Below are 24,578 nucleotides of genomic sequence, written 5' to 3'. Positions count from 1 at the left end.
GTTACGGCATCGCACCCGGCTCGTCGCGCCAGCTCTTGTAGGGCGACACCCGTAACAGAGCCAGCGCCAGCGCCAGTACGGCACCGTAGGCTGTGAAAACGATCACGGCGTTAACGAGCACGCTCCACGCTTGCGCGACGGAAAGGGCATGGTGCTTGGGATTGTTAGCCGCATAAACGATCTCGATGTCTTCGCCCGGCTCGTAGCGCGCGGCCGCCGCGTCGGACAAATGCGCGGCGCCATGGATGAACGCCGGCCCCGGGAGATCCAGGGTGTAAGTGAGCAGCACGCCGCCTTCCGGGCGCTCGAGCCACGAGGAAGGCTCGATGCGCTCCACGACGGCCGTCGCCGGCAGGCCGTAGGCTGTGATGTGCCGGAAGCGCACAAAATCCGCACCGAGCTGTGCCAGCGCGGCGAGAATGACGAACGGTGCCGTCAGTACGAAAAGCGAGAGCTTGAGGTCGTTCACGGCCGCCACCCCACACAACAATAGATCGACCTAAGCTCAGCATAGCCTGTCGCGCTGTTCCTGGCGAGACCTGAGCGGAACGCGGCAGTGGAGAGCCGGACGCATGAGCCGGTTCCGGGCCGCACTTGGCACATCGTCATCCGGTTCCTAGATTATCGGCGACAGCCGGGCCCAATGCGCGCCGGAAGGCGGTTCTCGCGGCATGATCCAATTTTCCCTATCCAAAAAGCGCTATGAGACCTGGCTTCGCAAGGCGCTCGGCAGCGATTTCGTCGCCGCCGACCTCGCCGAGAAGAACCGCGTGATTGAAGAGAGCACGTTTGTCTTTTTGCGCGGCACCTATTGGCGATGGGCGGAGCTCGCGTTCGAGATCGTGCCGGATCTCGCCTCCGGCCCGTCCGTGCTCGCCGTTGGCGACATCCACCTCGAGAACTTCGGCACGTGGCGCGATGCCGACGGACGCCTGGTCTGGGGCATCAACGACTTCGACGAGGCTGCGACCATGTCTTACGGATTGGATTTGGTGCGCCTCGCGACCAGCGCCGCCCTCGCGGATGCAACGTCGAAGCCCGATCTCGGAAGCATCTGCGATGCGATCATGGAGGGATACCGTTCCGGCTTGGCGGCGCCCGCGCCTGTGGTTCTGGATCGCGATTGGGCCTGGCTGCGCGACAAGGTCGTGGTGCCGGATGTCGTGCGGCAGAAGTTCTGGAAGAAGATCGAGCAACGCAAGATCGAGCCGGCGCCGCCCCGATTTATGAAGGCCCTACGGGCCGCGATGCCGGAGCCGCGTCTTGCCTTCGATACGGCACGCCGCGTTGCCGGGACGGGAAGTCTCGGCCGCCCGCGCTGGATTGGCGTGGCCGACTGGCGCGGGGCCCCTGTCGTGCGCGAGGCCAAGGCCGCACTTAGATCCGCGTGGACCATCGCGCACGGTACGCCGGCCGAGCCGCTTCGCATCATGGAGGTTGCAGCCGGAAAATTCCGCGCGCCGGATCCCTGGTACAGGCTCGTGGGCAACATCATCGCCCGCCGGCTGTCGCCCAACAACCGCAAGATCGAGGCGGCGACGATCGATGTGAAGCTCCATGGCCACAGGATGCTGAAAGCAATGGGTTTCGAGCTGGCGAACATTCACGCCGGCACGAGGGGAGCCGGCGTGGCGATCGGGAAAGACCTGAAAGCGAGACAGGCGGGATGGCTCGTCGCTGCGGCGGAAAAGGCGGCAGCAGCCACGCGCGCGGATTACAAATCCTTTCGCAAAATGTAAGGCACAAGCTTCCAGGCTTTTGCTTTATCGGAGTATTTTTCGCAGAGACATTGCGTTCTGTCCCGCGCGGGACAGCTCCGTGCGTGCCGTTCCGCCAAAGTCTCCCGATCACGCCGACCCGTGCGCCGTGTGTGCCGGGCAAGCATAAGGAGACCACGAATGACGTTCACTAAGACTGCCGCTCTCGCCGCTGCGGTTGCTGTTGCCGCGCTCGGCACCGGCATGACGGCGGCCAATGCCCATGGCAAGAAGCTCAATCATCATCACTTCGGCCATCATCACCACGGCCTGATCGTGATCGGCTCGTCCGACTATGGCTGCAAGCATTGGCTTCGCAAGTACAAGAAGACCGGCAACGAGTACTTCCTCGACCGCTACTATCTCTGCAAATACTGAGACGCGAACTTTCTCTCTCCCTGCGCGGCGCGCGGGGAGAGAGTTCCTCCTATTTTGGGTCGTAGCGCTCGCTGAGTTCCTTGATGCGCTCTTCCGTCTTTTGCGTCATGCAGCCGGACACCGCCGAGCTGGTGCCTGTTCCACCCGACCATTCCATCGGCACGACACCTTTGCAATCCGCGTCGCGGAACGCCACCCACGCCCGCTGCGCCTCCCGCATGGCCGCCTCCCAGCTCTGCGAATCGTACGGCTTTTCGAGGCCCGACGTGGCGATCTGCGCCAGCACCTTTTGATAGACGGCATTGAGCTTGGCGTCGGCCGCCTTGAAGTCCTTGTCCGAGCAGAAATTCATTTCCACCGTGGTGCTGGCGTTGGTGCAGTCGATGGCGTCGTCCGCGGCGGCGGGGTGCGCTGCGCATGTGCAGAGCAGGACCAGGCCGGAAAGAAAGGTGCGCATGCAGGGGCCTCTCGAGGTTCGATCAGCCGATCTTATCGAATGATCGAGCAGCCGGACAGCGAGCGCCCGGCAGCCAGCGCGAACTTCCGGGAAGCGCGCGGATTACCGGCCGATGCCGCTCTCTCCCTCCCTGTCGAACGAAAAGGCCCGCCCCCTCGTGGGGACGGGCCGGAAAACGCAAGATCGGGAAATCAACGCCGCTCAGGTCAGCGACGCTTCTTCCAGTACTTCTTGCCGTGATGGTGGTGCCTCAGCCAATGCGGCACACACCGCTCACGGCCCCAGATATGCGAGCGATGCCAGCCGAACCGGTCGCGCCGGCAAGCGCTGTGAAGCCCGTGCACTTGAATGATCTCGGACGAGACCTGGGCACCGGACGCGTTTCCGGCCGCACCGAGCGGCGCAGCCTGGAGAGCCGGGGCGAAAAGCGCAATTGCAAGAGCGCCGGCGAGGCCGGCGAGAAGTTTTCTCATGGGTCGTCACCTCCAAGTTATCGCAAGTGTTAACGCGAAGCCGATGGTCGGGTTCCGATCGCGACTTCCGTGTTAGTATCCGCGCGTAACACACGGAAATGTATCGCTGACGAAAAACGCGCGACACGGTTGCTCTTTGCGGGATCGCCCATTAATCGGAGATGAACGCTTGCGCCGTGCACGTCCTATAAAGGTCCCCTCTGCAACGTCTTCCTGACATTGCCGCCGTCGTCGGAGGCGGCCCCGCCGGCCTGATGGCTGCCGAGACGCTGGCTCGAGCCGGTGTCGGCGTCGTGCTGTTCGAGCGCATGCCGCGCCTGGCGCGCAAGCTGCTGCTCGCCGGGCGAGGAGGCCTCAATCTCACGCACAGCGAGCCGATCGAGAATTTTATCTCCCGCTACCGCGGAGCAGCCCCCCATCTGCGCGCGGCCATCGAGGCCTTTCCGCCAGCGGATCTTCGCGCATGGTGCGAAGCGCTGGGTCAGGAAACGTTCGTCGGAACCAGCGGTCGCGTGTTTCCGCGGGCCATGAAGACCTCTCCGTTGCTGAGGGCGTGGATGCAACGTTTGGCGGCGCTCGGCGTGGAGGTCCGGCTGGGGCATCGCTGGACCGGGTGGAATGCCAAAAACCAGCTGGTGTTCGAGGCATCGGCGGGAGAGATCACCATCGACGCCGCCTGCGCGGTGCTGGCGCTCGGCGGCGCGAGCTGGCCACGGCTCGGATCGGACGCGAGTTGGGTCGCACCCTTCGAAGGCGCAGGCATCGAGGTGGCGCCGCTCGCGCCCTCCAACTGCGGGGTGCGCGTCCAGTGGAGTGAGATATTTCGCACGCGCTTTGCCGGTGCGCCACTGAAGCGGATCGCGCTCGCAATTGGAGATGAAAGCGCGCGCGGTGAGGCGATGATTACGGCGGAAGGGATCGAAGGCGGCGCGGTCTACGCGCTCACGCCACTCATCCGCAACGCCATCGCGACAAACGGACGAGCAGGGCTTGCCATCGACTTGCGCCCGGACGCCTCCGAAAGCGATCTAGTCGCCCGTTTGGCGAGGCCACGCGGCAAGCAATCGCTCGCCACCTACCTGCGCAAGGCTTTGCACCTCGATGCGCCCGCACTTGGCTTGCTGCAGGAGGCGGCGCACAAGGCGGCGACGCCCCTTGCCGCAATGCCGGCAGATGCCGTGGCACGCCTCATAAAATCCGTTCCGGTCGAGGTCACGGGGTTGATGCCGATCGAGCGCGCCATCTCGACTGCCGGTGGCGTGTCGTTCGACGCAATCGACGAGACGTACATGCTGCGCGCACGGCCCGGCACGTTCGTCGCCGGCGAGATGCTGGATTGGGAGGCGCCGACAGGCGGCTATCTTCTGCAGGCCTCATTCGCCACCGGACGCGCCGCTGCCAATGGCGCGCTTTCCTACCTTGCACGCCGCTCGCAAATTTGACCCTACTGCCTACTCAGCCCTCGATCTCGCTCCGGAGCAGCTCCAGCTCCAGCCAGCGCTCCTCCGCCGCCGCGAGCTTGGCCTGCAGGTTGGCGAGTGCATTCGAAAGCTCGGTGAAGCGAGCGCGGTCGCGGGCATAGAGATCCGGCGCCTCGAGCAGGCGCGACAGATCCTTTTGCTTGGCTTCGAGCGCCGCGATTTCGCCCGGCAGCGTCTCGAGGGCATGCTTGTCCTTGAACGAGAGCCGCCGTTTTCCAGCCGCGGCCGCCGGTGCCTCGGCTGCGGCCTTCTTCGGCTCCGGCGCCGGCTTCGCGCCCGCCTCGCGCCGCTTGAGCTCCTCGCCGCGCTGCGCCAGCATATCCTGATAGCCGCCCGCATACTCGGTCCACCGCCCGTCGCCCTCGGGCACGATCACGCTCGTCACCACCCGGTCCAGAAAATCGCGGTCGTGGCTGATCAGGATCACGGTGCCCTTGTAATCGGAGAGCACGTCTTCCAGCACGTCGAGCGTTTCGAGATCGAGGTCGTTGGTCGGCTCGTCGAGCACCAGAAGGTTCGACGGATTCGCCAGCGCCCGTGCCAGCATCAGCCGTCCGCGCTCACCGCCGGAAAGCGCGCCGATCGGCGTCAGCCGTTGCTCGGGAGCGAACAGGAAGTCCTTCATGTAGGCGACGACATGCTTCTTCTCCCCGCCGATCGTCACGGTGTCGCCGCGCCCGCGCGTCAAGGCTTCCGAAAGCGTCCATGTCGGATCGAGGCTCTCGCGGCCCTGATCGAGAGACGCCATCTCGACGCTCGCGCCGCGCCGTATCTCTCCCGCATCCGCTTGCAGCGCTCCGGTCAGCAGCGAGACCAGCGTCGTTTTACCTGACCCGTTCGGCCCCACGACGCCGAGCCGGTCGCCGCGCATGAGCCTCAGCGAAAGATCGCGCACGATCGGCTGCGCCCCGAACGACTTCGCGAGGCCCTTGGCCTCGATGACCAGGCTGCTCGACGTTTCGGCCTCAGCGACGGTCAGCGTCGCCTTGCCCTGCACCGCACGATAGTCGCGCCGCTGCTGCCTGAGCTTCCTGAGTTCCGCCATTCGCCGCACGTTGCGCTTGCGCCGCCCGGTCACGCCACCGTGCACCCAGTGCTCCTCGGCCACGATCTTGCGATCGATTTTGTGCTGCTGCACCTCCTCCTCGGCGAGCTGCTGGTCGCGCCAGTCCTCGAAGCCCGAGAACGGCAGTTCGACGCGTCGTGCCTGCCCGCGGTCGAGCCACACCGTCGTGCGCGACAGCTTCTCGAGGAAGCGCCGGTCGTGGCTGATGATGACCAGCGCCGCCCGCGATTGCCGAAGCCGCCCTTCCAGCCATTCGATGGTCGGCAGATCGAGATGGTTGGTCGGCTCGTCGAGCAAAAGGATCTGCGGCTCGGGTGCGAGCACGTGAGCGAGGGCAGCGCGCCGGGCCTCGCCGCCGGAAAGGTTCGCTGGATCTTCCATCCCGTCGAGGCCGAGATCCTCCAAAAGGTGCTGTGCCCGGTGCGGATCGTCGCTCGCGGCGAGCCCGGCTTCCACATAGGCGCGCGTCGTCGCGTAAGCCGTGAGATCGGGCTCCTGCGGCAGGTAGCGCACGAGCGCGCCCGGCTGCACGAAGCGGCTGCCGCGATCCGGCTCGATCAGGCCGGCGGCAATACGTAGAAGGGTCGATTTACCCGAGCCGTTGCGGCCGACGAGGCAGATGCGTTCGCCCGCTCCGACCGCGAGATCGACGCCGTCGAGCAGGCTCGTGCCGCCGAACGTCAGCGCGATATCGGTGAGCTGGATCAGGGGAGGGGCCATGGAACTCCGGAAGCGCATGTTCTGCGCGTCTATACAGGCTTTCGGGATCCGAAGGCCAGCGTCCACTCACCCTTCCAGGGTCGGGAGTTAGGGGCTATTGCGCCTGCACCATGGCGTTGATGGCGTCATACGTGGTGCGGCCGAAGCTGCCGTCCACGGTGCCCGAATAGAAACCGCCCTGGGCAAGACGCTGTTGCAGCGCCTTGCGGAACTCGCGGCTCCAGGCCCGGTTGTTCTGGAGCATCTGCTGGTAGGTGAATTGATAGCGTCGTTCGAGGGCTTGATAGATGTAGCCCGCCGCCAGTTGCGGGTCCTTGGCCACGCCGATCCCTTTGTCGTAGTGGTAAGCGAGATTGTGGATGGCGAGCAGCTGCCCGCGTTTCGCGGCCTCGATGTACCACGCCGCAGCGGTCGCCGGGTTGCGTTCCACGCCGCGACCCGTCGAATACATGGTGCCGAGCGCGGCCATGCCCTCTGCATCGCCTGCGTCCGCTGCCTTCTTGTACCATTGCACGGACTGGTGATGGTCGGCTTCCAGCCCGCCGCCGCCTTCGAACATCAGGCCGACCGCTACCATCGCCGGCGTATAGTTGGCCTCCGCCGCCTTCTTGAACATGTTCACGGCTTCCAGCGGATCTTTGATCATGCCTTCGCCGTCGCGATACATGCGCCCGAGCCGGAACAGCGCCGCGACGTTCCCCGCCTCCGCCGACTTGCGAATCCAGCGCTGGGCTTCCGTCATGTCCGTCACGGTGCCTCGGCCGGCGGCCAGAGCATCGCCGTAGAGAAGCATGCCGTTTGTGCTCCCCGCGAGCGCGGCCTTCTTGTACCAGGACACGGCCTCCGCTGCGTCGGTCTTCACGCCCGTCCCGTTCGTGTAGAGACGCGCCAGAAACATCATGGCCGGCGTGCTGCCGCGATCGGCGATTTCGCGAAGCGCCTGCAGGTACCCCGTGCCGTCGTCGCCGACGCGCCAGACCGTGAGCGTCCCCTGCGTGCCGGGTGCGCGGGTCTTTACGGCCTCGACGAAATCCGAAGTCTCGGCGAGCGGCGTGCCGTCGAGCGCCGTCACGAAGTCGCCGAAACGCAGCCCCGCCTGTGCGGCCGGCGCACCGGGAGTCGTGTCCACGACGAAAACGCCGGCCTCGTTGCTGAGCCCCAGTGCGGACGCAAGGGCCGGATCGTGCACGCCGTCGAGCCGGATCCCCACGTAGGCAAGCTTTTCCTTGCCTGGCCACGGTTGGAACTGGATCGGAACCTGGATCGTCTGGCCTTTCAGGCTGAGCCCATGTCCCGGCACCACGCCGCCGCCGGAAGGCGGAAAGGGAAGGTCTGGTGTCGAGGGCCCGGCGGTATCCGGTAGTCCTTTTCCGGGCGGCAGGAGGCGGATGATATCCCGCTCGTCGGTCTCCTCCGCATCGTCGGCACGCGCAAGACCCGCGGCTGCGCCCGTCGCGATGAGCAGCGAGAGGGCAGCCGTCGACAGGGTCCGGATGCAAAGACGGCTCATCGGTCAGCCCGGGTGGATTGCGTCGTCACGAGAATCTACCGCTGGGGGACGCCGAGGGCAACGTGCCGAAAAGCGAGGGGCGGCCGTAACTCCGCCCCTCGCTCGTGTCCGTGAAGCGCGCTTGTCTTAGGTCGAAGCCGGTTTCCATTCGCCTGGCGCCGTCTGGCAGAAGATCGCCGTATTGCTGTTCTTCTCGTCGGGCGTTTCCTGCCCCTTCTTCTTGCGAAGTTCGAGCTCGGTCGTCACCTTGCGGCACTGGGTATCGGGCGGGATCTCGCTGATGCGCACCACTTCCTCGTCCACGACGGGCTTGGCGGCGGGCGGCGCAGCCTGCTTGGAGTCCGTCGGCGGAGCAGCTGGCGGCGCCGCGTCGGTCGCCTTGGAGGAATCGGCGGCGAGGCCGCTTGGCGGGACAGCGCCTTTACCGGCGTCGGGCGCGACGACCGTGTCGGCTGCCACCAGGATCGCCGGGTCATTCTTGAGGTCGGACGCTTTCTGCGTTGGCTCGGCGACAATCGTCACCTGCTTCTTGCCGTCCTTCGACGTGTAGGTATCGGAGACGCGCTGCTCGGGGTCTTTGGCGACCACCTCCTTGGCGCGGCGCGCGACTTCACGGCGCTCGTGGCGCGACAGATGCTCGAAGATTACGACGCCGATGGCCACTGCCGCCACCACGCCGAAGGCGGAGCGGAAGGGTCCGCCGAACAGGATCGCTCCGCCGATGACGGGCGCCGCCACGCCGGGCAGGACACGGGCGGGCGCCCGGACCACTTTTTTGAAGGTTCTGCGGATGCCGAACTGAGCATCGGCCGGAGGCGGCAGGCTGGTCACGGCCACTGAGGCCGCGAGAAAGACACAAAGAATGCGAGTCAGCATATCTCGGCTCCCTGGAGTGCGTCCAGAAACGGGTTTGCCCTGGCGTTTCCGGAACATTTGGCCCCGGGGGATAGTCTTTGGATCCGGGCGGAGGATAACCGAACTGGCTTTGGCCCGGGAGAGGGAATCTGAGGGTACAGTCAACGCGGCGCCGGAACCGATTTCGCTGTAGCTCCAACCCGCTGCAGTGCCGAAACCGTCTGGATGCCAATCGTCCGTTGCGCTAGGAATCGCCCGAGAGGGTGACGTTCGCCGGGTCTCTATGCCGTTTTTCAACCGAGGCATGTTCTGGGGCCTTTACAGGCGGTCAACGGCACTGTTGGCCGCCGTTTTGATTGCGAGCCTGTCCTCCCTGGCGTCCTATGCCTTCGACGCCGGCCGCGTCGAGCCGTCCGTCTACAAGATCTACACGTTCATCCCGCAAAAAAACGACCAGTACAGCGTCTCCTCCGGTACGGGCTTCCTGGTCTCGGGGCGCCGTTACGTGGTGACAAACTTCCACGTCATCGAGGGAGGAGCGCGCTTCTACGTCGCCTTCCGCAGCGGGCGCGAGGCCAAGCTGGTCGAGGCGCGGCGCGTCGACAGCCGCCCCAACGTCGACCTCGCCCTCCTTGAAGCGCGCGAGGATCTGCCGGGTGAGGCGCTGAAGCTCGGCGAGTATGAGCCCGACAAACTGACCGACGTGGTGGCGATCGGATTTCCTGGCGCCGCCAACCTCAACAAGGATCTGGTGCCCGGGGCCGATGCGCAGGGAGTGCCCCTGACGGACCTCGACTCCACCGTCACCAGCGGCGTCGTCTCGCGCATGACCTTCACCAACCTCAAGGTCAGCGAGAGCCAGACGCTGAGCGTGCGCACCGTGCAGCACAACGCGGCGATTAACCCAGGCAACAGCGGCGGGCCGCTGTTCGACGCCTGTGGTGTGGTTGTCGGCGTGAATACCCTCCAGGGATTGAACTCGCAGGGCCTGTTTTTCTCCGTCCACGCGGCCGAAGTCGGACGCTTCCTGCGCGCAGTCCAGATCGCCTATGACTCGACGGCGCGTCCATGTACCGGAGGCGGGGGGTCGAGCTTCGTGCCGTTGGCTGTGGGCCTCACGGCCGCGTTGGCGCTCGCAGCGGCGGCCTTTATGCTGCGGACGAACCGCGCGCCGTCCTGGCTGCGAAATGCCGTGCCGAAGGCGCTGGCCGAACTCGCGGCTCCAAAAGCGGCGGGCGCAAAGGGCAAGGGCCAGCAGCGAGCTCAGGCAGTCCTGGATGCCGGATCGCCCGCAACACTGTCACTGAGGCCGGTGGCGGGCGGAACCACGATCCATCTTGACGACACCGGCCGCCCGGCCACCATCGGCCGCGGCCCGGGCGCCGACATCACCGTCGTGAGCGATACGGTCTCCAAGGTGCACGCACGGCTCGCCTTCGACCGTGCCGGCCAGCGCATTCGCATCACCGATCTCGGCTCATCGAACGGGACCTATCTCAACGGCGGACGCATCACGGAGGCGGAGGCCTCTCCCGGTACGTTGCTGCGCTTGGGTGCGCTCGAGTTCACGATTGTGCGCGAGAAGACGCCTGCCGCATCGGCGGCTGCTGCCGCCGGCGCGGGCAGCGGCTGGATGTTGTCCGGTTTCGATCCGTCGGGCCGGGCGCTGCAGTTCGAGCTCCGTCCCGCCGCCCATCCGGCCTCCGGCCGTGATGTCCCTGCCACGTGGACGTTCGGGCGCGATCCGAACCGGGCCGACTACGTCATCGATGACAGCAGCGTGTCGTCGCTGCACGCCCAGCTCATGTTCAATCCGGGAGAAGCGCTGATGCTGCGCGATATGGGCTCCATGAACGGAACGCGCCTCGACGGCGAAAGCATCGGCGCGCGCGCGGTCACGCTCAGCGATACGGGGCACGAAATCGCATTTGGGCTCGCGACCCTGCGCCTTTCGCGTCTTACGGGCTGACGGGCTCCGACGGCGCCTTCGGCTTGTTCCAGAAATCGAGCATGCTCATCAGCCGGCGGCGGGCTCCGACCGGCATCGCTTCGACGCCTCGCTTCAGCGCCGTTCTGATGATACCTAGATAGACGGTAGCGTAGATGCGCCCGCGCAACGAGATGGGCGCCGCCCAATCGCAGACGACGATCGCGTTGTCCGCCCACTCGAGCTTGTAGCCGTCGCCGGGTGCCAAAAGGTCGAACGACGCCATGCCGGCTTCGCACGCGTTGCGGATGCTGTCCTCCATGAGGAGTGCACCCGCCGCTGTCTTCTCGAAGTCGAGATCATAGGCGATGATGTGGATCGCCGAGCGGCCCTTGCAGCGCACGCCGATCTCGACCGCGACCGGACGCCCGTCGCTGCAAAGCTTTATGACATGGCAACCGGCGGGATGCGTCTCCGCCCGCGTCGCGTCGGCGAAAAAGCGCTCCGTCCTGGGGTCGGTGAGCGCCGGAGAGACGATGCCGCGTTGGAGGAGCCAGGCCCGCTTGAGCCGGAACGTGTCGGCGACGAGCGCTGCGGCCTCCGTGCCGTGTGTATGCCAGGAGACGGCGGTTGCGCCGCGCTCCTCGAGACGGCGCCGCTGCCGCTTGCGGTTGCGCCGGGCGCTGCCGGAATAGCGCTTCTCGTATTCGTCGAATGAGGGAGCGCTGGCAAGATCGAGATAGGGAGCCTTGAGTTCCGCGGTCATCACCGCTCCCATTTCGGGAAGCAGTGGAGCGATGGCGGCGTCGGCGCGCACTTTGCGCATTTGCACGACATTCGCGTTCGTGTGGCGCGTCACGAACCCCCACGCCGCGCGCAGAAGGTCGAGTGCATCCGGCAGATCGTCGATCAGGACGTCACCGTATTGGCTGACGGGTTCGCCCATCCAGGTCAGGCGGTTCAAGCCGCGACCGCGTTCAAGGACCAGCGGCCATACCATCACCAGTCGCTCGTCGACATGCGCCGTGACGATTGCGAGCTCGGGGCCGGCTTCTCCGGAAACAGGAAGAAAGTGATTGGCCCAATGCCAAAGCCAGTTGAAGGACTGGAACAGCTGAGTATCGCGGCCCGCGCGCGCAAAAAGATCGTTCCACGGCTCTTCGAGCGCATCGAAACCGGCGCGTGTCGTGACCAGGTCGAGCTTCGCTCGCTGAGCCGCCGCACCAAGCGGGAGACTGTCGCGCAGTGCGCGCAGCTTGGCCATAGCCTCCGTAGGCACCGAATTTTGGCGCTCGACGTTACGCGCGGGCAGGAACATGGGGGGCGATCTCTAAAAGCAAGGCTAAGCGCCGTCCGAAAATGGGATCTCGGACGAATGGCCAATAGTCCCACAAAAAGGATAACGATTTGTCAGGTCCCGTCGCATCCAACAGGGGCGAGCAGGCCACGACCGCCATCCCGTCAGGCGTGCGCGATTTCGACCAAAGCGAGCACGAACAAAAGCACCACGAGCGACCAAAGCGCAAACGTTCCGCGCCGCGTCATCGCGCCGCCTCCGAACGATGCGGAGAGCGCCACGGCGGCCGCAGCCGTGAGGTTGATAATGATCAGCCCCGCAAGCCCGAGGCCTCGCGATCCCTCCCAGGCGCCTTCGATGAAGGTCGCGCCGCCGATGCCGATCAGCACCGCACCGAGCAGGCGCGGCCAGAATCCGCTCGCGCTGGACGGCAGTCCGAGGATGCGGAGGGTTGTGAGAGGAGCGACGGCCAGCGCAAAGCCGCTGACGAGCTTGAGAAGCGTTTCGAGCCAGAGAAGCTGATCCACGGGACTGGCGTCGCGAGATTGAGGGGTTACGAAATGCGGCTGCGCCGAGAGCGACTACTTACCGGCCTTTTCGGCCTGGCTCTCCCACCAGTCGCCCGATCCGAATGAAGGTCCGGAGTCGTTCGAGCTGCCGCTGAAGAAGTCGTCGAAGAATCCGCCTTCATCCTCGGCCTTCTGTGCGACCATAGCTTTCTGAGGCGGCTCGAAATCGCCGGCCAGCAGACGGTTGAGGTCGGTCTTGATGGCTTGCGTCTTGCGGTCCGAGCAATAGTTGGGATCTTCGACCGCAGCCTTCATCACGCCGTTGTAGGCGACGTTATAGATCTTCTCGATTTGCGAAGTATCGGTGCCGCGCCCCATCTCGTTGGCCATGTAGGAGGCCTTGAGCTTGGCAGGATCGAAATTATAGCCGCACTTGGCGGCACGCGCCGAAACGCTGCCGACAAAGAACGCGCGGTCCGTCGGAGTCGATGCTGGCGCCACGGGAACCGCAGCCCCGGCCTGGGCCGCTCCGGGAGGTGGCGTCGGAGCGTTTCCGAGGATAGAGGACGTCGACACGCCGTTGCTTGAGGAGCAACCGGCGAGGCCGAGGACGAGCATAAGGACGGGGAGGACAGGGCGCTGCATAGGTGATCCTCAAGTTGCCCGAAATCAGCGCAGGTTTGCGCCCTTTTTGAGGTCAGGTCAATCCGAGCAAACCCGACTCTGTGAGCAACTCACGGCACTTGCGCCCCATTGTATACAACTCGGTAAACTTGATGCCCACTCAGCGCATCAGCTCGCGGATGGCGCTATCGAGCCCGGCGAGCGTCATCGGATACATGCGCCCTTCCATCAGGCGGCGGATGAGGCCGATAGACGGCGTGTAGCCCCAGTGTGCCTCCGGCACCGGGTTGAGCCACACCGCATGCGTATAGATGCTTGCCACGCGCTGCAGCCACGTGGCGCCCGCTTCCTCGTTCATGTGCTCGACCGCGCCGCCGATATGCGTGATCTCGTAGGGGCTCATCGACGCATCGCCGATGAAAATCACTTTGTAGTCGGCCGGATAGGTATTGAGGACCTGCCAGGTCGGTATCGTCTCGCTAAAGCGCCGCGCATTGTCGCGCCACACGCCCTCATAGAGACAGTTGTGGAAGTAGTAGTATTCGAGATGCTTGAATTCGCTGCGTGCTGCTGAGAACAGCTCCTCGGCCGTGCGCACATGCCAGTCCATCGAGCCGCCGACGTCGAAGAACATCAGCACTTTGACGGCATTGCGCCGGACGGGGCGCAGCGTGAGATCGAGATAACCCTTGCGCGCTGTGCCGCGCACGGTCTGATCCAGATCGAGCTCTTCCGCCGCGCCTTCGCGGGCGAAACGCCTGAGGCGGCGCAGCGCCAGCTTGATGTTGCGAACGCCGAGTTCGACGTCGCCTGCGAGATCCTTGAACTCGCGCTTGTCCCACACTTTGATCGCGCGCCGGTGACGGCTTTCTTTCTGCCCGATACGCACGCCGGCCGGATTGTAGCCGTAGGCCCCAAACGGCGAGGTGCCGCCCGTGCCGATCCACTTGTTGCCGCCCTGGTGACGCTCCTGCTGCTCGGCGAGACGCTTGGCGAGCATCTCCATGATCTTTTCCCATCCGCCGAGTGCTTCGATCTTCGCCTTCTCCTCCTCGCTGAGATAGAGCTGCGATACGGCCCTCAGCCACTCCTCCGGGATCTCGGCGGTGGCGGCTTCGCTCATCAGGTCGAGCCCTTTGAAGACATGCCCGAAGACGCGGTCGAAGCGATCGATATAACGCTCATCCTTCACCAGCGCGGCGCGTGAAAGATAATAGAAGTCCTCCACGCGGCGGCCCACGACGTTCGCGTCGAGCGCTTGCAGCAGCGTGAGGTATTCCTTGAGCGTAACCGGGACCTTGGCGTCCCGAAGCTCCTTGAAGAAAGTGGCAAACATCACCGGATACTACCCCGCCGCCCACATTTGGGGGAGGGGGAAGACGGGCAGCGCCGCGCCGCACCGGCAGCCGCACACAAAACAAAGAAGCCGCCCCGAGGGGCGGCTTCCTGTTTGGTTCGGGTCTCTCGACTTCGATTAGAAGTTGATGAGAGCGCCGGCCTTCACGTAGTCGAACTCTGCGCTGTTGCCGGCATCGTCGTCACCCTCGATGTGGCGATAGGTCAGCCAGAGAGACATGGCAGCGGCGTCGACTTCCTGGACAACACCGAGGCCCCAGAGGTCGAGTTCGGTACCGGCCGTGTCACCGTCCATGTTCTCGTACTCACCGTAGAACACGGTGGCGCCAAGATGGTTCAGGTTACGACGGAGACCGCCCTTAATGTAGAAGAAGTCGCTCTCCGTGCCGCCGGCGCCGTCTTCATTGAAGTCGCCGTAGGCTGCGTAGAGGAACAGGCCCGTGCCAATGTGCTGAGCGTAGCCGCCGATCTGGAAGAACTCGGTCGAATTCGTTCCATCGCTACCCTGAGTGCCGGCGCAGGCAGACGGAACGACCGTGAAGTCGCGGGTTCCGTTGCAGTTGTCATCGGATTCGCTGTACGCGGTTGCGAAGGCGACCTTGAAGCCGTGCAGCTCACCAGCATAGCGGAGAGCCACATCCCAGAAGTCATCTTCACCCCAGGTGGCCGAAGCCGAGAAACCGGCGAAGGTCGGGGTGTCGTAACGGACCGAGTTCAGAGGCACGCCGTTGCAGTCCGCGCAAGTTGCGAACGCACCGATGCCGAAGCCGCCCCAATCGAACTGCACGTAGTTGGCCGGAATGAGCGAGCCCGAACCGTCGACCAGGATGGCCGTGTTGTCCGAAGCCTGCGACTGAAGGCCGACGCCGACCTTGCCCCAATGGTCGCTCTTGATGAACCAGTAGGACTGCAGCGTGTGCACGTAGTTGTTCGTGCCCGTGTAGACGCTCTTGCCGTTGTCCGTGTCAGCATTCAGCGACAGCAGGTTTTCGCTGCCGTCTGCTTCGATGTGGATCACGTAGCCAGCGGTCCAGCCGGGAACGATGGTGGCCTGACCGGTGAACTTCACGTTCGTGCCGATCGTGGTGCCGATACCGCCGACGTAGACGTTGCTCTCGTCGCCGTCATCCCACCACATGACCTGCTCGGCTACCCAGCCGGAGATCGTCAGCGAGACTTTGCGGTTACCCTTGCGAGCCGTAGTTGCTTCGAGTTCGGCGATCCGCTCCTCGAGGTCGGCGCAGCAGTTACCCCCAAGGTCGGCTGCATTTGCGCTCGTAGCGAGACCACCTGCGAGCAGGCCGGCCACCGCCAGGGCGCTTAGGCTATATTTATTCATCAGACCTTCTCCCAATCTGCGTTGGTAATCGAGATGGCGGACGCCTCTCACTCGGTACGGTTACGCAAACTAGGCCGCGCTCTGCGATGTTGACGGCGCGAAGATTCCCTCGGAACCGCCGCTAGGCGTGAAACTCTGCGATTCTCCCCTGCGCAACAATCGAGCAATGTCATTTTCACCCCGACGGATTGGCAACTGTGGCGCTGCCGCCACGAATATGCCTTCAAAGTCCGAATCCACGGGGAGATCGGCGGAGTCTCGGGCCGGACCCCGGCTGTGGGCAGCTGGGGATGGCCTGGGGATATCGGCCGGCCCTGCACGATGCCGGTCCGTTCACGGAACGGCGGCACGCCGAAATCCATAAAGCGATTCGATGACACCCCCCACGGGAGCGTCTCTGGAAGATGGCCGTTCCGGAGGCAAAGAAAGGAGAGTCTGGCGCCGCGAGCGGTCGCGCCTCGGTTAGTCGCCGGCCCGAGCGTCGCCGAAACAGGAGAGGGGCTTATCCACAGCCTTATACAAAACAAAGAAGCCGCCCCGAGGGGCGGCTTCCTGTTTGGTTCGGGTCTCTCGACTTCGATTAGAAGTTGATGAGAGCGCCGGCCTTCACGTAGTCGAACTCTGCGCTGTTGCCGGCATCGTCGTCACCTTCGATGTGGCGATAGGTCAGCCAGAGAGACATTGCAGCGTTGTCGATTTCCTGCACGACGCCTGCGCCCCAGAGGTCGAGGTTCGTACCGGCGCTCTCGCCGTCCATGTTCTCGTACTCACCGTAGAGAACCGTGTGGCCGAGCGGGGTCCAGCGCTGACGCAGACCGCCCTTCACGTAGTAGAAGTTGCTCTCCACGCCGCCGGCGAGATCTTCCTCGAAGTCGCCGTAAGCGCCGTAGACGAACAGACCCGTGGGAACGTGCTGCACGTAAGCGCCGACCTGGAAGAACTGCGTCGTGTCGGTACCGTTGCTGCCCTGGGTGCCAGCGCAGAGAGACGGGGTGACCGAGAAGTCGCGGGTTCCGTTGCAGTCGTCATCCGACTCCGAGTAGGCGGCGGCGGCGGCCAGCTTGAAGCCAGCGAACTCGCCCGCATAGCGGAGAGCCACATCCCAGAAGTCGTCCTCACCCCAGGTGGCCGAAGCCGAGAAGCCGGCGAAGGTCGGGGTGTCGTAACGAACCGAGTTCAGAGGCACGCCGTTGCAGTCTGCGCAGGTCGCGAACGCGCCGACGTTGAAGGCGCCCCAATCGAACTGCACGTAGTTGGCAGGAATGAGCGAGCCCGAGCCGTCAACCAGGATGGCCGTGTTGTCCGAAGCCTGCGACTGCAGACCAACCGACAGCTTGCCGAGGCTCTCGCTCTTGATGAACCAGTAGGACTGCAGCGTGTGCACGTAGTTGTTCGAACCCGTGTAAACGCTCTTGCCGTTGTCCGTGTCCTCGTCCTGAGCCAGCAGACCCTCGCTGCCGTCGGCTTCGATGTGGATCACGTAGCCAGCGGTCCAGCCGGGGACGATGGTGGCCTGACCGGTGAACTTCACGTTCGTGCCGATCGTGGTGCCGATACCGCCGACGTAGACGTTGCTCTCTTCGCCGTCATCCCACCACATGACCTGCTCGGCAACCCAGCCGGAGATCGTGAGCGAGACTTTACGGTTGCCCTTGCGAGCAGTGGTTGCCTCGAGCTCGGCAATGCGCTCCTCGAGATCAGCGCAGCAGTTCCCCCCAAGGTCCGCTGCGGACGCGCTGGTAACAGACATGCCACCTGCGAGGAGGCCGGCTGCTGCCAGTGCGTATAGGCTTTGCTTTTTCATTTACCTTCTCCCGTCTACTAACTTCGAAACGGGCGCTTGACGCCTTAACGCCACGCGCACACAAGCTCGAAAGACAGCGGCAGCACGACAGTCCGAATCACCGCCTCAGGCCGAGATACTACGCAGATCTCTGTCGCCCAGGGAATGGAGAACATCGCATTTTCGGTGGATTTGCCCACCCGTGTGGCGTGATTGCAACGAGTTGGACACCGGGCATAACTCATTGAACAAAAACAAAAAATTAAAAATCCGTAAAAGGGGCGTGAAATGTGCTGCAGGCGGGTTTCACGACGGTCCGAGCGCCTCTGCATATTGACTGAAATGGGAAAACTGCCCGGCCTGACGGGAGAGGTGAGGATAAGCGGCCGCACAACCGATGCATCCGCACATCACTTATAGAGCGTGCATATAACTTATGCAGCATGGGCGCACGCCGGGCATCCCGAACCTCCAAATAATGGCGGAGCGGGTCCTTGCGGCCTTTCAACGGCTCGGATACGATGTTGCAACGCAACAAACTTCGCCGTTCCCGTTGTGCACCCGCTCGGCATGCCTGCGTTTCAAGGTGGCGATATTGCCGATAAATGTTGCCACAATCGGAGTTTATCTGCGTGGTCAGCACGTGGAAGCCTGGTGTCTTGGGAATCCGGTTTGCCCCGGGGGGAGCAGCCGAGCAACTTGCTGGATTGGCGCTGCAGGAGCGTCAGCCGGCGCGGACACGGGTTGCGCGGCAGGGCGGAAGCGACGTCTCCGGAACAATACCACAGATGAACGATGATCCTGGCATGGGCCGTGGCCCAAATCGCCGTAGGGTTCTGATCGGCGCAGGCGCATACGCCTTGGTTGCGGCGTTGGCAGAGCACGTGCTCGGCCTCTCGGAGGCAGCAGCGCAAAGCGCGACCCCGCCGGCCGACGAAACATTTGCCGCTGATCATGTCCGCAAGCTCGCCGAAGAGATGGCGGCGCGCGAGTTCGTGCGGCCGCGCGTCGAGCTGCCGGAGCCGTTCGGCGCCCTCAGCGCCGAGCAGTACCGCGATATTCGCTTTCGCCCCGAGGCCGCCGTTTGGCGTGGCGAGAATCTCGGCTACGAGGTGCAGCTGCTCGCGTTGGGCTGGCTTTATGATACGCCGGTCGAGATCTGGATCGTCGATGCCGGCAAGACGCGCAGCCTGAAAGCCGACAGCACGAGCTTTTCCATCGGGCCTTCCATCGAGAAGGCGACCGATGCGGCACCCTTTGCGTTTTCGGGGTTCCGCGTATCTGGCCTGCTCAACACGGCAGATGCCCTGAGCGACTTCGTTTCGTTTCAGGGTGCGAGCTACTTTAAAGCGGTTGGCCGCGGCCAGCAGTACGGCTTGTCCGCGCGTGCGCTCGCCATCAATACGGCCCGCCCGGGCGGCGAGGAGTTTCCCTTCTTCAGGGCATTCTGGATCGAGAAGCCGAGTGCCGCGGCGACCGAGATCGTCATTCACGGGTTGCTCGACAGCGAAAGCGTCACCGGCGCTTACCGCTTCGTCATCCGCCCCGGCCGCTCGACCGACATGGAGGTCGATGCTCTCCTCTTCCCGCGTCGCGAGCTGACGCACGTCGGCATCGCGCCGCTCACCAGCATGTACTTTTACGGCCCCGCGCAACGGCGCGTCGACCGCGACTACCGTCCGGCGGTCCACAACAGCGAAGGCCTCGCGGTGATCAATGGTCACGGCGAGCGCCTGTGGCGCCCGCTCTCGAACCCGAAGATGCTTCAGACGAGCGCCTTCGTTGACAAGGACCTCAAGGGCTTCGGCTTCGTTCAGCGCAATCGCAACTTTGCCGGCTACGAGGATATCGAAGCCCGCTATGACAAGCGCCCCACGGTGTGGATCGAACCCTCGACGAGTTGGGGCGACGGCTACGTCGAGTTGATCGAGATTCCGATCAGCGAGGAGATCCACGACAACATCGTCGCCTATTGGAAGCCCTCGAAGCCGCTGCAGCCGGGCAAGAAATACAGGTACGCCTATCGCATGTCGTGGGGCGACGAGGTCCCGGCCGTGTGGTCGGGAAGCTGGGTCGTCAAGACGCAGGTTGGCGCGGCGAAGAACCCTGACTCGACGCAATTCGTGATCGATTTCGCCGGTCCCGCCGTTCGGGAAGCCCGCGAGCTTCCTTTGGCGGAACTCGCCGTGACGTCGGGAGCGACATCGAACCTCAGTGTGCAGCGTCATCCGGAACTGCAAGGCTACCGCGTCAAGTTCGAGCTCAATGCGGCGGGAACTGAGCTCGTAGAGTTGCGTTTATGCCTGAAGCTGGCTGGCCAGTTGATCTCAGAGAACTGGCTCTATCGATGGACCAAAGCATGATCGCCGAGGACCCTTCTGTCGGTGCGGCGGACAAAGCCGCTGCGCCGGATTCCGCGCCCCGGTCTCCGACCTTCCATGATGCGAGCGACCCGTCACTGCTGCCGGCGGCGGCGCCGCTCGCCATGCCGGCGCAGGATTTCTCGGAGCGTCCCGCACGCATCTGGCCGCGCCGCCGCGGCCCGGGCATTCCACGGACCGCTGTTTTCCTCGGCGCCGCCCTGATGACCGTGGCGTTCGCGCACGAGCTCTACGGCGTGCTCTCCTTCGTGCAGATGACGCCGATCCAGCTTCTGTTTCTCGTGCTGTCGACGATGACCTTCGCCTGGATCTCGGTGGGGACGCTCTCGGCAGCGCTGGGTTTCCTGCCGCTGTTTGCCGGCGAGAACGCCGACAACATTGACGTACCGCCCGCCGACGGCCCGCTGACGCAGCGAACCGCACTCCTGTTTCCCGTCTATCACGAGGATCCCGCGACCATCTCCGGCACCATCGCCGCCATCGTCGAGGAACTGGGCTCCCTCGGCAAGGTGGGGTCTTTCGACATCTTCGTGCTGTCCGATACGCGCGGCGCCGACGCCGGCGCGGCCGAGGAGGCCGCTTACGCCGCACTGGCGCGCAAGCTGACCGGAGAGAGCCGGATCTACTACCGCCGCCGCATCGAGAACACGGGCCGCAAGGCCGGCAATATCAAGGACTGGGTGGAGCGCTTCGGCGCCGCCTACGAGACCTTCGTCATTTTCGACGGCGACAGCATCATGTCGGGTGTGGCGCTGGTCCGCTTGGCGCGCGCCATGGAGGCCAATCCATCGGCGGGTTTGATCCAAACCGTGCCGAAGCTGATCGGCGGCAAGACGCTCCTTCAGAAGCTGATGCAGTTTGCGGCCAACATCTACGGCCCGTCGGCCGCCGCCGGCATCGCGTTCTGGGGCCAGGACCAGGGCAACTACTGGGGTCACAACGCCATCATCCGCACGGCCGCTTTCGCGGGTTCTGCGGGGCTGCCGAATCTTCCCGGACCGCCGCCCTTCGGTGGTCACATCTTGAGCCACGATTTCGTCGAGGCGATGCTGCTGCAGCGCGCCGGCTGGGGCGTGCACATGGCGCCCTCCATCGAGGGCTCGTTCGAGAGCATGCCGCCGGCGCTGACGGATCTCATCGTGCGTGATCGCCGCTGGTCTCAGGGTAATCTGCAGCACCTCGCGTTGCTGGCGCGGCCCGGCGTTCCCGGCATGGGCCGCCTGCATCTCTTCATGGGCGCCTTGTCCTATATCGTCTCCGCCATCTGGGCGGGCTCCCTTGCTGTCGGCCTCGTCCTCGCCCTACAGGGCCAGCAGCTCCTGCCGAGCTATTTCACCGACTCGAAGACGCTGTTCCCGGTGTGGCCCGTCATCGACCCCGGCGCCGCCATGCGGTTGTTCCTCGCCACCATGGCGGTCGTCCTGCTGCCCAAGGCGCTGGGTCTTGCGCTCGAAATGAAGCGGGCGCGCCGTGCGAGAGAGGTGTTTGGCCTGCCGCGTGCCGTGGCGGGCGTTGCCACCGAGACGGTGTTCTCGATGCTGCTCGCGCCGATCATGATGATGACGCAGACGTCTTCGGTCCTGCAGATCCTGTTCGGCCGCGACGCGGGCTGGAAGGCTCAGCGGCGCGACGGCGCGACCTTGGAGCTGTCCGACGCCATCCGCTTCCACTGGAGCCACATGCTCGTGGGCGTCGTCGTCACCATCGTCTGCTGGGAGACCTCTCCGGGCCTCTTGGTCTGGATGGCGCCGGTGGTGCTGGGTCTTGTGCTCTCGGGTCTCATCAATTGGGTCACGGCGCAAGAGGCCGGCCCCGCCGTGTCGGCAGTCCTCTCGACACCGATCGACAGGTCGCCTGCGTCCATCGTTCTGCGCGCCTTGCGCCACACCGAGATCTGGCGCGAGCGCCTCTCGGCACCCGCTGCCGGCGATGCGGCCGAGGCGGGCCGTCGCCCCGAGCGCGTCGCCGCCTAGCGACCCGCGCGCCGCAGGAGCTCCGGAAGCAGATCGCGGACGCGGATCGGCTCTGCATCGAGGAACGGGATCGGCCGCGTCACTTCGATAGCGGCCGTGCCGACGCGGGCGGTGAGCGCGCCGTTGAACACGCCTTCGCCGAGCCGGCGCGAGAGCCGGCGCAGCAGATCCTGCCCGAGAAATTGCCCCACCAGGTCGTCCGTCATGGCGACGCCGCCGGTGGCGACGATGTGCGTCACGACCATGCGTGCGATCCGGAAGGCGCCGAGACCGCCGGGCCGGCCTCCGTAGAGCGTCGCCAGTCCGCGCAGGAGCCGGAGGTTCTCGGCCGCGACGTAGAGCATCGCCACCCACACCATGGGGCTCATCGCCGTCACCACCGATACGCGTTTGGCCGATTTCAGCACCAGCCGCCGCGCGACGGCGTCGAGGGGCGCCAGTACCTCGCGGTCGGCGAGGCGCAGAAGTTCGCCGGGGTCACGCACGTCGCCCGCATGATCGCGCAACCGCGCCAGGCTCCACGCCAGGTCGCGCCGGCCGCGGAGCGTCTCGGCGAGAGCTGCCACCGTCTTGCGTTCGAGAGACTTGTCCTTGGTTCTAAGCGCCGTCTCGGCATCCCGCTTGAGACGCGCAAGCCGCGCGAGCCGGAAAAGCCCCACGATCTCCCGGAGCAAGATGACGGCGCCTGTAACAGCGGCGACGATGGCGAGGCTGGTCGCCGTCCAGCCAATCCAGTCCTCGCGCGCGAGCGCCGTCGACACGAAGCCGGCAAAGCTTGCCGCCAGCGCCAGTCCCACGAGACCGGTCACGGCGGAAATGAAGACCCCGCCGATGCTTGCCCCCTTCGCGCTTGGATTCACAAGCGGCCCGTCCGATGCGCCGGGCGTGAAATCGTCGTCGCCGCCTTGCGACATGTCGTCGACGATCTTCGGATCGTCGGACGCGAACACGCGCGGGCCCCGCGGGGCGGATGAAGGAGCGTCCGTCATGCCAGCCAATCTCCGATTAGGAAGTCGAGCGCGCGGTCGAGGCGAATGTGCGGCGGGGTCGGGATCTCGCCGGAAGGCTGCACCGGAAGCAGCCGCGGCGGCCGGAAGCGGGGAAAAGTAGCTGTGAAGGGCACCGTCCCGGAGAGCGCGGCCGCCGCGTCCTCTGGCAGGTCGCCCGGAAAGATCGCGGCCTCCCTCCGGCCGTCGAAGCGCTCCCCGCCGATGGTCTCGCCGGGGAGCGGAACGCCGACGATGCACGGCAGCATCGCCTTGCCGTCGCGGGCTTGCGCTTCGCGTGTCGCGCGCAGCGCCGCCAGCGCCATGACGCGCGCCTCCGCACCGGCGTCTCCCGCGCGCAATGCCGCCCGTTCCGTCACCAGCGCCAGGATTGCCTCCAGCCGGTCGTGGCTGGTGTGGTGGATGTGGTCGGCCTTGGTCGCGGCGAACAGAAGCCGGTCGATGCGCCGTTGCCCGAACAGGCTCTGAAGCCAGCTCGACGGTCCGGGCCGGAATGCGCTGAGCACCGCGGCCAGCGCCCGTTCGAGCTCGAGCACGGAATCCGCGCCGCCGTTGAGTGCGCCCAGCACGTCGACGAGCACGATCTGCCGGTCGAGGCGGCTGAAGTGTTCGCGGAAGAACGGCCGCACGACGTGCGCGAGATAGCTCTCGTAGCGCCGCGCCATCATGGCCGCGAGGCTGCCGCGCTGGGGCGGCGCATCGTCGGCAAGATCGAGCGGAAAGAAGGTGAGGAGCGGCGAGCCTTCGAGATCGCCGGGCATGAGAAAGCGTCCCGGTCCGAGCGTCGCCACCTTCGAGGCGTCACGCGCCGCACGAAGATAGGCCGTGAAGAGACGCGCGCCCTCGAGCGCCGTCTGCTCGTCTTCGGGTTGAGCCGCGTCCAAGGTGCCGGCGAACGCGAGCCAGTCGGCGGCAGCCGTGCCGTTGGCGGCGCTTCGGGCACGAGCCAGCGCATCGCGCGACCAGGCGGCAAAGCTCTGGCCGAGCATGGCGAGATCGAGCAGCCACTCGCCTGGGTAGTCGACGATGTCGAGATTGAGCCTGCGGATGCCGAGCGCACGCCGCACCGGGTGCTCCGGCACGAACGACAACGCGACCCGCAACTCCGAAACGCGTCGCGTGCTCTCCGGCCATTCGGGCGGATCCGCCGCCAGCGCCGCGACATGAGCCTCGTAATCGAACCGCGGAATGTTGTCGTCGGGCTGAGGCTCGAGGTCGGCCGAGATGAGGCGTCCTTCGGCATAGGGTGCAAAGAACGGCAGGCGCCCGCCTTGCGTCAGGTTGCGGATCAGCGCGGTGATGAAGACGGTCTTGCCGGCACGCGCCAGGCCCGTCACGCCGAGGCGCAGCGAGGGCGTCAGGTAATCCGCGAGGCGGTGCTTGGCGCTCGACCACGTATCGGTGAGGGATTGGGGAAGGTCTCGCGCGTCCAAAGGGAAACCTCGCTATTGGCTTCCCTACGTAGGCGGCGCGCGCGTTCGCCGCAAGACGCGCGGCGTGTCTGCGAAGACGGACTAGCCGTAGAAGGCGACAAACACGCCGGCGCCGATGACAGTCAGTCCCATGAGGACGATCGCCGCGCTTTTCAGAAATTCGATCATGGTTCACTCCGGACCCGGCCGGGCAGCATGCTCCGCAGGGTACGGGAAAATCATTACTGTTCGGCCAATGAACCTCCCCTGAAA

Annotated in this window: 20 protein-coding genes; 6 read left to right on the top strand and 14 right to left on the bottom strand. The window is 65.0% G+C overall.

Annotated elements, in window-relative coordinates; translation table 11 throughout:
• Window position 1: 1 nt before the first annotated feature.
• Window positions 2-469 (bottom strand): DUF3592 domain-containing protein, encoded by a 468-nt coding sequence (locus tag QZV93_RS12395; protein ID WP_295558858.1) that lies wholly within the window; start codon window positions 467-469, stop codon window positions 2-4.
• A 202-nt stretch (window positions 470-671) separates the two neighbouring features.
• Here QZV93_RS12395 and QZV93_RS12390 point away from each other — a divergent pair, with 202 nt between their 5' ends.
• The gene (locus QZV93_RS12390) at window positions 672-1,739 is read left to right on the top strand and encodes a DUF2252 family protein (RefSeq protein WP_295558856.1); all 1,068 of its coding nucleotides are present in this window, start codon (window positions 672-674) and stop codon (window positions 1,737-1,739) included.
• A 159-nt stretch (window positions 1,740-1,898) separates the two neighbouring features.
• The gene (locus QZV93_RS12385) at window positions 1,899-2,135 is read left to right on the top strand and encodes a hypothetical protein (protein ID WP_295558855.1); all 237 of its coding nucleotides are present in this window, start codon (window positions 1,899-1,901) and stop codon (window positions 2,133-2,135) included.
• 49 nt (window positions 2,136-2,184) lie between these two features.
• Here QZV93_RS12385 and QZV93_RS12380 read toward each other — a convergent pair whose 3' ends face one another.
• Both QZV93_RS12380 and QZV93_RS12375 read right to left on the bottom strand, forming a co-directional pair.
• On the bottom strand, window positions 2,185-2,592 hold the full coding sequence (locus tag QZV93_RS12380) for a lysozyme inhibitor LprI family protein (protein ID WP_295558854.1): 408 nt from the start codon (window positions 2,590-2,592) through the stop codon (window positions 2,185-2,187).
• A 206-nt stretch (window positions 2,593-2,798) separates the two neighbouring features.
• Complete coding sequence (locus QZV93_RS12375; protein ID WP_295558852.1) at window positions 2,799-3,065, bottom strand: hypothetical protein; 267 nt, start codon at window positions 3,063-3,065, stop codon at window positions 2,799-2,801.
• A gap of 200 nt (window positions 3,066-3,265) precedes the next feature.
• Between QZV93_RS12375 and QZV93_RS12370 the strand changes: the two genes are divergently transcribed.
• The gene (locus tag QZV93_RS12370) at window positions 3,266-4,507 is read left to right on the top strand and encodes a TIGR03862 family flavoprotein (RefSeq protein ID WP_295558873.1); all 1,242 of its coding nucleotides are present in this window, start codon (window positions 3,266-3,268) and stop codon (window positions 4,505-4,507) included.
• A gap of 13 nt (window positions 4,508-4,520) precedes the next feature.
• On the opposite strand, the gene QZV93_RS12365 is transcribed toward QZV93_RS12370, so the two are convergent.
• The 3 genes from QZV93_RS12365 to QZV93_RS12355 form a co-directional block, all read right to left on the bottom strand.
• Window positions 4,521-6,332: an ABC-F family ATP-binding cassette domain-containing protein gene (locus QZV93_RS12365; RefSeq protein ID WP_295558851.1), complete on the bottom strand. Its 1,812-nt coding sequence runs from the start codon at window positions 6,330-6,332 to the stop codon at window positions 4,521-4,523.
• A 94-nt stretch (window positions 6,333-6,426) separates the two neighbouring features.
• Window positions 6,427-7,842, bottom strand: coding sequence for a PDZ domain-containing protein (locus tag QZV93_RS12360; RefSeq protein WP_295558849.1), 1,416 nt, complete (start codon window positions 7,840-7,842; stop codon window positions 6,427-6,429).
• A 126-nt stretch (window positions 7,843-7,968) separates the two neighbouring features.
• The gene (locus QZV93_RS12355) at window positions 7,969-8,718 is read right to left on the bottom strand and encodes a hypothetical protein (RefSeq protein WP_295558847.1); all 750 of its coding nucleotides are present in this window, start codon (window positions 8,716-8,718) and stop codon (window positions 7,969-7,971) included.
• A gap of 319 nt (window positions 8,719-9,037) precedes the next feature.
• Here QZV93_RS12355 and QZV93_RS12350 point away from each other — a divergent pair, with 319 nt between their 5' ends.
• Window positions 9,038-10,666 carry an FHA domain-containing protein gene (locus QZV93_RS12350; protein WP_295558845.1) on the top strand — a complete coding sequence of 543 codons (1,629 nt, stop codon included), beginning with the start codon at window positions 9,038-9,040 and terminating at the stop codon, window positions 10,664-10,666.
• Here the strand turns inward: QZV93_RS12350 and QZV93_RS12345 are convergent.
• The 6 genes from QZV93_RS12345 to QZV93_RS12320 all read right to left on the bottom strand — a co-directional run bounded on the left by QZV93_RS12345 (window position 10,656) and on the right by QZV93_RS12320 (window position 17,553).
• On the bottom strand, window positions 10,656-11,888 hold the full coding sequence (locus QZV93_RS12345; protein ID WP_295558844.1) for a GNAT family N-acetyltransferase: 1,233 nt from the start codon (window positions 11,886-11,888) through the stop codon (window positions 10,656-10,658). The genes QZV93_RS12350 and QZV93_RS12345 overlap by 11 nt on opposite strands.
• A gap of 197 nt (window positions 11,889-12,085) precedes the next feature.
• Window positions 12,086-12,448 carry an ABC transporter permease gene (locus QZV93_RS12340; protein ID WP_295558843.1) on the bottom strand — a complete coding sequence of 121 codons (363 nt, stop codon included), beginning with the start codon at window positions 12,446-12,448 and terminating at the stop codon, window positions 12,086-12,088.
• Between the two features lie 54 nt (window positions 12,449-12,502).
• On the bottom strand, window positions 12,503-12,931 hold the full coding sequence (locus QZV93_RS12335; RefSeq protein ID WP_295558841.1) for a hypothetical protein: 429 nt from the start codon (window positions 12,929-12,931) through the stop codon (window positions 12,503-12,505).
• A gap of 283 nt (window positions 12,932-13,214) precedes the next feature.
• Window positions 13,215-14,390, bottom strand: a complete 1,176-nt coding sequence (locus QZV93_RS12330) for a VWA domain-containing protein (protein ID WP_295558840.1) — start codon at window positions 14,388-14,390, stop codon at window positions 13,215-13,217.
• A 138-nt stretch (window positions 14,391-14,528) separates the two neighbouring features.
• The gene (locus QZV93_RS12325) at window positions 14,529-15,749 is read right to left on the bottom strand and encodes a porin (RefSeq protein WP_295558839.1); all 1,221 of its coding nucleotides are present in this window, start codon (window positions 15,747-15,749) and stop codon (window positions 14,529-14,531) included.
• A gap of 580 nt (window positions 15,750-16,329) precedes the next feature.
• A complete protein-coding gene (locus tag QZV93_RS12320; RefSeq protein WP_295558838.1) occupies window positions 16,330-17,553 on the bottom strand; it encodes a porin in 1,224 nt (407 codons plus the stop codon).
• A gap of 767 nt (window positions 17,554-18,320) precedes the next feature.
• Here QZV93_RS12320 and QZV93_RS12315 point away from each other — a divergent pair.
• Both QZV93_RS12315 and mdoH read left to right on the top strand, forming a co-directional pair.
• The gene (locus QZV93_RS12315; protein WP_295558837.1) at window positions 18,321-19,895 is read left to right on the top strand and encodes a glucan biosynthesis protein; all 1,575 of its coding nucleotides are present in this window, start codon (window positions 18,321-18,323) and stop codon (window positions 19,893-19,895) included.
• Window positions 19,892-21,886: a glucans biosynthesis glucosyltransferase MdoH gene (gene mdoH / locus QZV93_RS12310; RefSeq protein WP_295558836.1), complete on the top strand. Its 1,995-nt coding sequence runs from the start codon at window positions 19,892-19,894 to the stop codon at window positions 21,884-21,886. Before QZV93_RS12315 ends, mdoH begins: the two co-directional genes overlap by 4 nt.
• Here the strand turns inward: mdoH and QZV93_RS12305 are convergent.
• Both QZV93_RS12305 and QZV93_RS12300 read right to left on the bottom strand, forming a co-directional pair.
• Window positions 21,883-22,875 (bottom strand): TIGR01620 family protein, encoded by a 993-nt coding sequence (locus tag QZV93_RS12305; protein WP_295558835.1) that lies wholly within the window; start codon window positions 22,873-22,875, stop codon window positions 21,883-21,885. The genes mdoH and QZV93_RS12305 overlap by 4 nt on opposite strands.
• The gene (locus QZV93_RS12300) at window positions 22,872-24,326 is read right to left on the bottom strand and encodes a YcjX family protein (RefSeq protein ID WP_295558834.1); all 1,455 of its coding nucleotides are present in this window, start codon (window positions 24,324-24,326) and stop codon (window positions 22,872-22,874) included. Before QZV93_RS12300 ends, QZV93_RS12305 begins: the two co-directional genes overlap by 4 nt.
• Window positions 24,327-24,578: the final 252 nt, after the last annotated feature.

The sequence above is a fragment of the uncultured Hyphomicrobium sp. genome, assembly GCF_902826555.1.
Lineage (GTDB): Bacteria > Pseudomonadota > Alphaproteobacteria > Rhizobiales > Hyphomicrobiaceae > Hyphomicrobium_C.
Note: the sequence above shows the minus strand (reverse complement) of the source record. Positions and strands in the feature narration are given on the sequence as shown.

Coding starts and splice junctions, on each gene's coding strand:
- QZV93_RS12390 (WP_295558856.1), top strand. CDS start 672: ATGATCCAATTTTCCCTATCCAAAAAGCGCTATGAGACCTGGCTTCGC.
- QZV93_RS12385 (WP_295558855.1), top strand. CDS start 1,899: ATGACGTTCACTAAGACTGCCGCTCTCGCCGCTGCGGTTGCTGTTGCC.
- QZV93_RS12380 (WP_295558854.1), bottom strand. CDS start 2,592: ATGCGCACCTTTCTTTCCGGCCTGGTCCTGCTCTGCACATGCGCAGCG.
- QZV93_RS12375 (WP_295558852.1), bottom strand. CDS start 3,065: ATGAGAAAACTTCTCGCCGGCCTCGCCGGCGCTCTTGCAATTGCGCTT.
- QZV93_RS12365 (WP_295558851.1), bottom strand. CDS start 6,332: ATGGCCCCTCCCCTGATCCAGCTCACCGATATCGCGCTGACGTTCGGC.
- QZV93_RS12360 (WP_295558849.1), bottom strand. CDS start 7,842: ATGAGCCGTCTTTGCATCCGGACCCTGTCGACGGCTGCCCTCTCGCTG.
- QZV93_RS12355 (WP_295558847.1), bottom strand. CDS start 8,718: ATGCTGACTCGCATTCTTTGTGTCTTTCTCGCGGCCTCAGTGGCCGTG.
- QZV93_RS12345 (WP_295558844.1), bottom strand. CDS start 11,888: ATGGCCAAGCTGCGCGCACTGCGCGACAGTCTCCCGCTTGGTGCGGCG.
- QZV93_RS12330 (WP_295558840.1), bottom strand. CDS start 14,390: ATGTTTGCCACTTTCTTCAAGGAGCTTCGGGACGCCAAGGTCCCGGTT.
- QZV93_RS12325 (WP_295558839.1), bottom strand. CDS start 15,749: ATGAATAAATATAGCCTAAGCGCCCTGGCGGTGGCCGGCCTGCTCGCA.
- QZV93_RS12320 (WP_295558838.1), bottom strand. CDS start 17,553: ATGAAAAAGCAAAGCCTATACGCACTGGCAGCAGCCGGCCTCCTCGCA.
- QZV93_RS12315 (WP_295558837.1), top strand. CDS start 18,321: ATGAACGATGATCCTGGCATGGGCCGTGGCCCAAATCGCCGTAGGGTT.
- mdoH (WP_295558836.1), top strand. CDS start 19,892: ATGATCGCCGAGGACCCTTCTGTCGGTGCGGCGGACAAAGCCGCTGCG.
- QZV93_RS12305 (WP_295558835.1), bottom strand. CDS start 22,875: ATGACGGACGCTCCTTCATCCGCCCCGCGGGGCCCGCGCGTGTTCGCG.